At 41.0% G+C, this 11760-nt stretch carries 6 protein-coding genes; all 6 read right to left on the minus strand.

Annotated elements, in window-relative coordinates; genetic code table 11:
• The 6 genes from LV83_RS01465 to LV83_RS01490 all read right to left on the minus strand — a co-directional run bounded on the left by LV83_RS01465 (position 1) and on the right by LV83_RS01490 (position 11697).
• Positions 1–1311 carry a Gfo/Idh/MocA family protein gene (locus LV83_RS01465; RefSeq protein ID WP_111609740.1) on the minus strand — a complete coding sequence of 437 codons (1311 nt, stop codon included), beginning with the start codon at positions 1309–1311 and terminating at the stop codon, positions 1–3.
• Positions 1312–1332: 21 nt separating this feature from the next.
• Positions 1333–2292: a formylglycine-generating enzyme family protein gene (locus LV83_RS01470; protein WP_111609741.1), complete on the minus strand. Its 960-nt coding sequence runs from the start codon at positions 2290–2292 to the stop codon at positions 1333–1335.
• 51 nt (positions 2293–2343) lie between these two features.
• Positions 2344–5694: a VCBS repeat-containing protein gene (locus LV83_RS01475; RefSeq protein ID WP_245946967.1), complete on the minus strand. Its 3351-nt coding sequence runs from the start codon at positions 5692–5694 to the stop codon at positions 2344–2346.
• 65 nt (positions 5695–5759) lie between these two features.
• Positions 5760–7619: a RagB/SusD family nutrient uptake outer membrane protein gene (locus LV83_RS01480; RefSeq protein ID WP_111609742.1), complete on the minus strand. Its 1860-nt coding sequence runs from the start codon at positions 7617–7619 to the stop codon at positions 5760–5762.
• Between the two features lie 13 nt (positions 7620–7632).
• Positions 7633–10785: a SusC/RagA family TonB-linked outer membrane protein gene (locus LV83_RS01485; protein WP_111610100.1), complete on the minus strand. Its 3153-nt coding sequence runs from the start codon at positions 10783–10785 to the stop codon at positions 7633–7635.
• Between the two features lie 258 nt (positions 10786–11043).
• A complete protein-coding gene (locus LV83_RS01490) occupies positions 11044–11697 on the minus strand; it encodes a Tll0287-like domain-containing protein (RefSeq protein WP_111609743.1) in 654 nt (217 codons plus the stop codon).
• Positions 11698–11760: the final 63 nt, after the last annotated feature.

Consider the following 11760-nt stretch of genomic DNA (forward strand, 5'->3'; position numbering starts at 1 on the left):
TTAAACCACTTTCGTTTTACCAGGAATCGCATGAGGATAATACATATCTGGGCCAGGCAATACCTTAGGCATCGCATCCCATGCTAATGTTTCTGGCATCAAATCCACTTGTCCATTCAATGCTTCATCAAATGTTAGTGGCTTGCCAGAATAAGTTGCGTATCTACCCATAATAGCTGTCATGGTACTATTCGCAGCGTTTTGTGCATCAGCAAATTTGTATTCGCCGGCGAATAAAGCTGCCCACAGTTGGTCATGCTCAACTTGGTATGGGTTAGGCTGATTTTTGCGATCATGCTCATATAGCATATTGCCTTTCCAATCTTTCAATATACCGTAGTTTCCTGCACTTAGGTAAGCTGTCCCTTTTGTGCCTTGGAAGCTTTCATCTACACGGTTTTGAGCCCCAGGGAAGTGACGACACTCACTGTGAATCACTGATCCATCTGCATAAGTATATGTCAATACGTGGTGATCAAAAATTTCGCCGTTTTCCTTACCAGTACGAATTAGTCTTCCGCCGGTACCTTCAGCTTTGACGGGTGGGCCTTGCTTCACCCAGTTTGCTACATCGATGTTGTGCACATGCTGCTCATTGATATGGTCTCCGCAAAGCCAGTTGAAATAGTACCAGTTTCTCATTTGGTATTCCATTTCAGTTTGACCTGGCTGACGCTCTCGCACCCATACACCACCGTCATTCCAATAGACTTGGCCGTTGATGATATCACCAATGTCACCGTTATGGATACGTTTAATAGTCTCTATGTAATTTGCCTGATAGTGTCTCTGAAGACCTACCACTACGTTTAATTTCTTGGCTTTTGCTTCTTCAGCAGCCTTTAATACTTTTCTGATACCGACAGCATCAACAGCAACAGGCTTCTCCATGAAGATTTGCTTGCCCTGCTTCACAGCCTCTTCGAAATGCATCGGGCGGAATCCTGGAGGTGTTGCAAGAATCACTACATCTGCGAGAGCCATCGCATTCTTATATGCGTCAAAACCGACGAATTTCGTTTCTTCAGTTACGGCAAGTTTGTCCGCATATTTTTCACTCAGTGCTTTATATGCATTATCCAAGCGATCTCTGAAGGCATCTGCCATAGCGACTACTTTGATGTTGTGTCCAGTGGCTAAAGCTTGAAAAGTAGCGCCTGTACCACGTCCACCGCAGCCAATCAAAGCAACTTTCAATTCATTCACCGGAGCAGCATAGGCTCCTGGAAGTACGAAAGGAGCTGTCATCAACCCACCTGTAACCAAGGCGGATGTTTTGATGAAGTCTCTTCTAGTGTTGTCAATTTTCATAAGTATAGAGTTATTTAAGGTTTAATAATCGGTAATCGGAGCGGCTTGGTAATAAGCCATAATTTCTTCTGGGCTGGGCGGCGAAAGTGGCCTAACTAGTCTTAACCCTAAAAATGGGGCTTCTGGAAACCACCACTGGCTTTTAGGAATTTGAGGATCTATTCGTTTCCAATCGGCAGAACTAACAAATCGTTTGGAGGAACTCAATTCAGAAGCTTCTGTATCGTAGCTTCCACCGCGTACTACCCTAGGATAGAGTTCGGTCGATGGATTAATGGGGTTTTCTTTTGATGAATTAGCGTAAAACTCAGGATCGTATTGATCTGAGGTCCATTCCAAAACATTTCCATATATATCATATAGACCCCAAGGATTCGGCTTTTTCTTGCCAATGGGATGGGTAGTTTCGTCGGAATTCTCTCTTGTCCATGCATATTCACTTAGCATTGCAGGGTCATCCCCATAAAAGAACCTGGTTTTTGATCCAGCTTTTGCAGCGTATTCCCATTCTGCTTCTGTAGGCAGTCTGTAGAAAATACCAGTTTTCAAATACAGCCAGTGGCAAAATTGGATTGCTCCATATTGAGTCATTCCGATTGCGGGTTTTCCTTCCTTTCCCATACCAAAAGTCATATCCAGGTAGGGCATGCTTGGTCTAGTCAACCCATCGACCACTTCACCGATTGGACCTTCAGAAATTGCCAACTCGTAATTTTTATCTAGGAAAAGCTCAAAGGCATCCCAAGTTACTTCATGAGTTCCCATCCAGAAAGGGGCGATCTTTACTTCATGCACTGGCTGTTCATCCGCAGAACTTTCTGAGCCCATCATGAAGGTTCCTTCAGGTATTGGAGTCATCTGGAAAGTCACTTCAGTACCAGGAATTTTCTGGGTGTAGGATTCAAAATTGGCATTATTGACATCAAAGCTCGTAAGCATCAATGCACAAATCACAAGGGGTTTTGGGTTTGTTTTAAACATGTTTAAAGAAAAAATCTTTAGCGTTAAATATAATAGTAAAGGGGTTCTAATTTAATTTGTTTTTGATGGATGGAGGGAATAAATACTGACTTTAGATTCATCCAAATATATCATTATCAGGTCTTTGTCTGCTATTATTCTCCTTATGTTACCTCTTAAATCTAGTCCACTTTTAGATTTATCTATCTTGGTAAATTGCCCTTTTCCATTGCCTAGTAAAACTAGACCTTGGCTCGCATCATATTTACCGAAGTATAATTTACCATAGCCGATATTTCCTCCAAGAATCATATCTAGGTGACCATCACCATTTACATCAACAGCTTCTGAGGCATAAACAGGTGAGAATTGAGCTTGAATGGGTAATTCTTCCGCAACAAATTTTCCTGCTTCATTTTTGACAAAGTAGCTTGTTTCTAATCGATTGATAAAGATCGAATTAGAGTTTCTTCGTTCTTCAGCAGTGAAGAGCTCGCTCATTTTCACATTGGCAAATGACTTGAAATCCAAATATCTCTTTTTAAGAAAAAGTACCTGGCCAAGGATTTCGTCACGGCTCGCCGCTGGGTATCTTTCTCCCTGAACGTAGTACCCCAGAAATGCATCTATAGAGCCATTTCCATCAAAATCCTTGTATAAAATCTCAGCAGGTTCTGAACTGCTAGCTTTGATTTGAGAGTTGGTTCCTAGATTACCCGCCAATATTTCTACCATTCCATTACTATCCCAATCAGCAAGGGTCAGATTATTCCAGAATCCAAACTCATGCTTTTCGAAGTAGCTTAATGTTGTTTCTTTCCATTGGTTTTCTTGGAAGGAAAAGACCTGTATTGGCATGGCGTCTCCCAGGACAATTAACTCAGGCTTACCATCCTGATCTAAGTCTGCTAGGCCAGAATCAGTTAACATACCCAAATTGATAAATGTAGGCGCGAGCTGCTTAGTCTGATCGCTGAAGTTTCCCTTGCCGTCATTTATCCATACTCTTCCTCCCAGCGAGGTAGGAAACTGTCCTGGATTAATTCTAGCCCCCACGAATAAGTCAGGAATTCCGTCAAAATTGAGGTCAGCAACTTGAACCGTCCCCGTTGGGAAAGATTCATTTGGGATAGCCTCCGAAGCTAACGTGAAATTGCCCTTCCCATCATTTAAGTAAAGTCGATCACGCAATGCTTCGTCTCCTAGATTAAAATCATAAACGCCTCCGCTGGCAACAAATAAGTCTAAACTACCATCACCATTGGCGTCAAATGCTATTGCGTCTGTATCCTCGGCTTTAGAAGCAGATGCAAATGCAGTTGTATTCTGTTTGGCAAATGATCCACTGGAACTCTGTACATATAGTGAAGCTGTCGCATTGGAAGCAGTTCCGACAAAAAGGTCTTCTCTTCCGTCACCTGTAAAGTCGGCGAAAACCATGGCCTTTCCATTTCCAGAAACAGGGTTGATTAACAGTGGTTGTCTTTTGTAATCATTGAATTCCCTTCCTACTTCGGTCTTCAATTCTACTTTTTCTGTAAGGTAGGTTTCTAACGCTTTTGGTCTGACCGAAGGAGCAGAAACTGCATCACTTGCGCTTAATTCCAATGTTTGATTTACACTAACCTTGTACTGCATTGTCTTTTTTCCACCAGGCCAGATCACCTGGATGGAGTCTATCTCGGTAATTGTCCCTAGTCCAAAATGAAGGCTCGTAGAAATTGAAGACTGATATCCTCGGTATGGGTTCTGCTCTAGTACCTGAATATTCTCTCCTGTGTAAATCTCAACTTTAGCTCCTAGTGCGGAAGAATTGCTCTCTGATCCTGAAAGTTTCAACTGTATATAATTCGCTTCTTTTAATTGACTGGCCTGATTTTCAAAAATAAAAGCAGGTGAATTAATATTGTTGACGATAAGATCTAGGTCTCCATCATTGTCCAAATCACTGTAAGCCGCTCCGCTACTGTTTGCAGCATGATTAATTCCCCAAGAATTCGTTTGATTTTGGAAGGTGAGCTCGCCTGTATTTTGAAAAATATAATTTGTCAGATTGGACGATGGCATGGTCTTGACCATGTTCAGCAAGTCCTCTCGTTTTAGCTTGCCTCCTGAAGTTCGCACGTAATTGTCCATGTACTTCAAAAAGTCCTGGTTGTTGTAGTCTCTCAGGTAGCCGTTGGTTATGAATAGATCTTTCCAGCCGTCATTATCAAAATCAGCAAAGAGAGATGACCAACTCCAATCTGTATTGGACACCCCAGCCAGCTGCCCAATTTCTTGAAATGTGCCGTCACCGGAGTTAACATGAAGCATATTTCTCATGTATTGGTGGTGGAAGCCTTTGTTTACATTCAGTTCAAACAATTCAAAATTATCCGGTGCAAGAAGAAGCTTTTGTCTTTCATTCCCTTCTGGTAGCATATCCAAGGTAAAAATATCTTGTAGACCGTCATTGTTGAAATCGGCTATATCATTTCCCATGGAAAAATGAGAAGTGTGCCCCAATCGTTTTAAGATTTCATCTTTGAAGGTCCCATCCTGCTGATTGATATACAGGTAATCCGGCATGGAGTAATCATTTCCAATGTAGATATCCGGCCAGCCATCTTGATTGATATCTGAAATGGCAATTCCTAGGCCATAGGAGAGACTTGAGCTGGAAATACCTACCTCAAGGGTTACTTCACTGAATTTTCCATTATTATTTTCAAATAGCTGCGGCCCCGCTTCGTGCTTTTCTTTAAGTAATACCTTGGTGAGATTCACATCCTGATTTTGGATGGATTTGGTGTTATGGTTTAGTAGGAAAAGGTCAAGATCTCCATCTAGATCATAGTCGAAGAAACTAGCCGATGTGCTGGGTGCATTTGAAGCTATCCCATATTCCTCTGCCATTTGTTTAAAAAGTGGAATTCCATTTTCGTCATTACCTTGATTGACGAAAAGTTCGTTTGTTCGCTTCTCAGTAGGAAGATTACCTGAGTAGCACTGATAAATGTCTAGTTTATTGTCGCCGTTGATATCCACGAATACAACTCCTGTCTTCCAGGGGCCGGATCTACCTGTAGCTCCTGAAGCTTGAGCTGTTTCTTTAAATTTCATTTCTCCCTGATTTAGGTAGAGCTGATTGCCACTTACATTGGCAGAAAAATAAATGTCATCTAATCCATCACCATTTAAATCACCCACTGCTACGCCACCACCATTGTAGAGGTATTCGTACATGAGGACATTGAGGTTTAGGTTCTCTTCTATTCTATTGGAAAAAGTAACCCCGGTTTGTTCTGGAGTCAATAGATTAAAGAGAGGAGGAGAATTGGTAATAGATGGATTTTCAGCTTGGTTAGCCTGTTCTGTTTCAGTGCAAGACACCAACAATATACTCAGAACCAAAGCTGTTATGAGATTTCTTTTAGTCATAATCTAAAATAATCTAAGCCACCCCAAATGGAATGGCTTAGATCAAATTTATAAGAATACTTACTTTATTCTATTCCAGGGTTCTGGATAAGAGCACCATTCCTGTTTATCTCGTCTCTGTGAATTGGAACGAAATACATTTTGTCTAGCCAAGTTCTATTTTCCTTTCCAGGGTCAATAGGGAGAACTTTGTAAACGTAATTAGAAACAGCTGGATCATATCTGTAAGTTGTTAGCGTCTGTCCAGGCTTAAGCGTACCAGTAATATTGATAATATTCGCTTTTCGACCCAGAGTCTCTTCTGCAATCATCCAACGACGAGTATCATGGTATCTCTGCTCTTCATAAGACATCTCGATTCTACGCTCATTGATGTAGCGATCCATCAAAGCATCACCAGACTCTGTTATTGCAGGTTGGCCTACACGGAATCTGATTCTATTCAACCACATTCTAGCTTCATCTTCCTGACCAAGTTCTAGAGAGGCCTCTACATAGTTCAACACTGCTTCAGTGTATCTTAAAATAGGCCATGGAACTTCTTGCCAGGTATTCTGATCCACAATTGCAGGGTCTGCATCAATAAATTTTCTGGTATAATAGCCAGTATAGCTACCATTCCAATCCTCAATAGGACTGTTTCTGGTATCCAATCCAAAGTGGGTAACCTTAGCTCCTGAGCCATCAGTCACTTCATAAGTACCGGTTTGGATTTGTCCCAAAGGATCTCTTGATTGATTTGCAGAAGATCTTGGCTTCCACTGTGCTCCATCATAAAGGATAGAAGCATAGAATCTGGCATCTCTGTTCTCATAAGGCGCAGAAGCATGAGCAGGATTTGACCAGTCAAACTTTGTACCATCCATCATCTCATAATCATCCACAAGCAATTGTACAGGACTGTTTCCAGCCCAGTTGTTATAGCCATTAGGACCATTGAATAGACCTTGACGTCCACCATTCTCTAGTTTCATGTTGATAAAATATCTACCGAGAATTATTTCATTTTCGCCACCATTTCTTGCCATGGCATTGTTGATATAATTCTGGATACCTTCTTCATGTGATACCGGCTCTGTGAATCCCAAATTATTTCCGCTGGCCATATCCAATACAGCTTTCGCCGCATTCTGTGCTTTCTGCCATCTTTCAGTTCTATTGCCACTAGGGTATGCAACAAGATCAAGATTTGGATAGGAAGCCAATAGAGAAGAATTAGCTGCTGCAGTAGGGCCATCATGTAGATCACTTGCTGCATACAATAACACTCTAGACTTCAATGCCAATGCTGCAAGTTGAGAAGCTCTACCATTAACTCTAGGCTTTCCTTGTAATAAGGCAGCTGCATCCGTTAGATCTTTTTCGATAAAGCTAATAGTCTCTTGCCAAGTGCCTCTAGCAATATCATAAGACTCTTCACCAAGACCATATGGTCTATCTACGATTGGAACACCACCATAGTATCTAGCTAGTTGATGATAGTAATAAGCTCTCATGAATTTTGCTTCACCAAGAAGCTTATCTACTATACCACCATCGTTAGGAAACTGGGGATCCGATAGGTTTTCGATTGCAATATTTGCTCTCCGAATGTAGCTATACATGTTGCCCCAGCTATAGGTATTGTTTACCCATCCTAAATCTGCAGAGTTTACTCTTGCTTCTGTGATGGTAGTGATACCTCGTCCTGGGTGTGTAAAGATTGCTTCATCCGTTAGCGAAGCAAGTCTCTGCTCGTCAAATCCACCATTTCCAAATCCCTGGTAGATTCCTACTACAAATGCCTCTGCCAAAGCAGGGTCAGTCCAAACCGCCGACTGGGAAATCTCTCCAAGCGGCTCAGTATTTAGAAAATCACTGTTACAGCTGGCAATTGTTAAGCTGGCTGCAAACAGAATTACTAGTTGTTTAATATTTCTTTTCATTATTTTGGGTTATTTAAAATGAAACAGAAAGACCTGTATTGATTACTCTAGCTTGAGGATAATACTGTCCCGTAGATGCATCAGACTCTGGATCATACACTTTGGTCTTACTCCAGGTGATCAGGTTCAAACCATTTACATATAAACGAGCATTTTTGATTCCTATTTTCTCGGTAAGAGTAGCAGGAATATTATAGCCAATCTCTACGTTTTTCAATCTGATGTAATCAGATGGTCTAAACCAATAATCATTACCTCCAGACCAATACTGGTCATTTCTGTTGGCAAGTCTTGGCTCTGTGCTACTAGGATTGTCGATAGTCCATCTTCCATCATAGATATCAGAAAGGTAGTTACCAATGTTTCCAGACTCACCAGCACTGATATATTGTCTTGCTCCCAAAGAGCCTTGGAATAGAATAGCTAAATCAAATCCCTTCCAATTTGCTCCTAAATTAATACCACCTTGGAATAGAGGGATAGTATTATTGTCCAAACGAACTCTATCATCAGGGGTAATTTTACCATCACCATCGTAATCCACGTATCTCATATCACCTGGACGAAGCGTATTGGTAATTGCAGAATAATCAAGTGTCTCTGCATCAATGGATTGCTGATCTGGGAATACTCCATCGTATTTATAAACTAACGGTGTACCCATTGGTCTGCCAGTAGATTGTTGCCACTCAGGTGCTCCTGGTGATTCATCCCAGAACAAAATTGCATTCTTAGCATAGCCACCGTTAATGCTAGCTGTATATTGGAATTCACCTTTTCCGCCTCTAATACCAAGGTTCAAGTCAAATCCCTTGTTTTCCACTTCTCCGATGTTCTCAGCAGGCAATGAAAGACCAGTCGTTTGAGGTACGGACGCATTTCTCTGCCAAAGGATATTCGTACGCTTGTTGTAGAACAAATCAAACTCGAAGAATATTTTACCCTGAAGGAATTGACCTTCAAAACCTAAGTTAGAGTTATTGGCTACCTCCCAAGTAATAGCTTGGTTAGGAACTCTTGTTTCGAATAGAGTTTTCGTTTCAGCTCCACCTACAATGTATGAGCTAAATCCATAGGTTGACAAGAATTGATATTCACCAATCTGATCGTTACCTAGCTGACCCCAAGAACCTCTGACTTTGAAGAAGTCAAAAGATTTTCCAAGAGAATTTTTCCAGAAGCTTTCTTCAGAAACTACCCAACCAAGCATTAGGCCAGGGAAGAATCCAAATCTAGTCTCTTCAGGGAAGATGTACGAACCATCATATCTCCAAAGGAATTCTGCTAGATATTTTTCTTTGTAATTGTAGGCAACTCTACCAAAGTAGTTCAGACGAGCTCTATTGAATGCCCCACCACTGTTATCTTTTTGAAGATCGCCACCAGCAAAAAGTTGATCAATCGCCGTGGAGATAAAGAACCTTCTGTATGCACTGAAATTATTTCCTTCAATAGTCTCTCGGTTCACACCTGCTACGACATTGAATGTATGTACGTCATTAAATGTCTTATCGTAGTTAAGCACGCCTCCCAAAAGGATATTCAATTGATTTGAATTTGACTCATTTAGGTTTGGCTCAGCTGGACCTCTCTTACTTGGAACCAATATTGGAGTAACGCCATCTGCTTCAAAACCATTTCCTTTTTGATAAAGGGTCCATGGTGTTTGCCATCTTTTAGTTGTACGGATATACTTATCTATAGCTGCAGTTCCAGTGAATTTTAAGCCTTCTACACCTGGAATTTTGATTTCCAACGTACCTGTAGTCTGGATATAGTCACGCTTATCATTATCATAGCCAGTTGCATTTGTAGTAATCACCACTGGATTTTGACCATTTTCAATATCTGGACCTGGTTTTCCATTTGGCCAATAAGCTGGCTGGTTTGGCTTACCTCTCATTTGCATACGGAAGATCGCTCCAGCCCCTACAGTAGGGAAGAATCTAAATTCCTCTCTGGCAAGGATACCCAGGCCTACTTTCATATACTTATTGATATTTGCATCCAAGTTGATACGGAAGTCATATTGCTTATAACCAGTTGCTGCATCTTTATAGTATGCATCCTGATTCTGGTAGCCTAAGGAAGTTAAGTACTTCACATTTTCACTACCGCCTACTAATTGTAAGTTGTATCTGCTTTGAGGTGACCAGTTTTTAAGCGTTTCACCATACCAATCTGTATCTGGGTAATTCCAAGGATCAGTCCCATTTCTATACAGCTCAATTTCCTCAGGAGAGTAAGGAGCAGTTCTTACCTGACCATTTGGTCTAGTGTACTCTCCATTCTGCTTATAAGCTTGGTTAGCAGCAGCCCATTCATTGGTTGGGAGCTCGTAGATATTTATTTCATTCAGCGCATTTGCATACTCAGCTGCATTTAATAGGCCAGGAAGTAATGCTGGCTGAGCAAAACCCTGATTCACTTGGAAAGTCAATTCAGGAGCGCCTGTAGTACCTCTCTTTGTTGTTACTAGAATTACACCGTTCGCTGCTCTTGATCCGTAGATCGCTGCTGATGCATCCTTCAATACGGAGATACTCTCGATGTCATTTGGATTTAATCGCTCCAAACCACCAGCTCTGGCTGGAATACCATCAATTACTACCAAGGCATTGTTGTTACCCAAGGTATTGGAACCACGAATTCTAATACCTGATCCATCATAACCCGGCTCACCGCTTCTGTTTACGGCTACCACACCAGCCATACGACCTGCGATAGAGTTAGATAGGTTCATGGCAGGAGACTTGGTCAGTTCCTTACCTTTCACGGTAGCTACCGAACCTGTAATCGTCTCTTTTTTCTGCTCACCATATCCTACCACAATTACCTCTTCGAGTGACTTCGTGTCAGGCTGAAGAGTTAGGTTAAAGGTAGATTGAGAACCAACAGGTACTTCCATAGGCGTGAAACCTATAAAGGACACCACCAGTATATCTGATGGTCCAGATACATTAAGTGTAAATTTACCGTCAATGTCAGTGACGGTACCATTTGTCGTGCCTTTGACGAGTACAGAGGCACCAGGTAGAGGCAGATTATCCTCTCCCGAAATAAGCACACCAGACACCTCCCGGGTCTGTGCGAATGCAGTGCTAAGAAGTCCTAGACAGAAAATTAGTGTCAGACTAAATAGCTTTAAATGAGTAAAGTTTCTCATTGGCATAGGGGTTTATAATTAATTTAATAAAATTTAACAGTCCAAGGTCTCAATATGCTTATTCAAAACCAAACTGATTTTTGCTAAAAATTGACTGAATATTGATAGAAGTAGCTTACAACTACAAGCTTAACAGTTCAGTATTGTGCTATTCAATGAAAAATTGAATAATTCTTATAAAGCACGAAAGAATAAAGAATTACAGAACTCCTAAAAATGCCCCTGGCTTATCATTCAATCGATTGCTACATATGGAATCTACAATCTATTGACTACAGCTTTTTTTGGAATTTTTAAAGACCACATTCCTCTCAAATTTCCAAGTCTGAAACCTCTTGCCAAATCATTCGGATAGAGAGAATCTATCTTGTTTAGAAGGTCTGCTTTTATATCCTTCTTCACATCACCATGGCATGCCAAACAAAATTCCGAAGAAATAACAATTGCCTTAGTATAAAGTAGAATATCCCCGCCTTCAATCTTTTGAATATTAGGCTCATTTTCTATACTGTTTTCTACATTATATTGATAAGCATCTAGGATTGGTGATTCATCTGCTGTTGGTCGGTTAGCTGGATTTCTGGCACGGAAAGAAGTTCGCCTGATTTCCACACCATATTTCTTACTTAGCTCGCTCGCAATCGGTGCTGCATTTCCATTGCAAAAACTAATTGCACCAGCAAACCCATTTTCTTCAACAGCTTTATGCAGGCTGGACATGAATTGCTGCTGCGCTGCAGTGCTAATGGAGTCTCCCCAAACCATTGCTTCTTGGGTAATCTGGGCTTCTGAAAGCTTTTTTGCTTCCATAGAATTATTCACTTTGTCAAATACCTCCTTAGAAATACGCTCTCGCGGTCCGCATGAAAAAAGAAGAGCTATAGAAAATATAGTATATGTTAGATTCTTCATTAGATTGAATAGTGTAGGAAAGATAAATTTACTAATCATTGTCGGCTTTTTATTTAAGCACTG

This window comes from Algoriphagus yeomjeoni (assembly GCF_003259505.1).
Taxonomy (GTDB): Bacteria; Bacteroidota; Bacteroidia; order Cytophagales; family Cyclobacteriaceae; genus Algoriphagus; species Algoriphagus yeomjeoni.

Bases quoted from the DNA above. Each gene is read 5' to 3' on its own strand.
- LV83_RS01475 (WP_245946967.1), bottom strand. From the start codon at position 5,694: ATGACTAAAAGAAATCTCATAACAGCTTTGGTTCTGAGTATATTGTTG.
- LV83_RS01465 (WP_111609740.1), bottom strand. From the start codon at position 1,311: ATGAAAATTGACAACACTAGAAGAGACTTCATCAAAACATCCGCCTTG.
- LV83_RS01480 (WP_111609742.1), bottom strand. From the start codon at position 7,619: ATGAAAAGAAATATTAAACAACTAGTAATTCTGTTTGCAGCCAGCTTA.
- LV83_RS01470 (WP_111609741.1), bottom strand. From the start codon at position 2,292: ATGTTTAAAACAAACCCAAAACCCCTTGTGATTTGTGCATTGATGCTT.
- LV83_RS01490 (WP_111609743.1), bottom strand. From the start codon at position 11,697: ATGAAGAATCTAACATATACTATATTTTCTATAGCTCTTCTTTTTTCA.
- LV83_RS01485 (WP_111610100.1), bottom strand. From the start codon at position 10,785: ATGAGAAACTTTACTCATTTAAAGCTATTTAGTCTGACACTAATTTTC.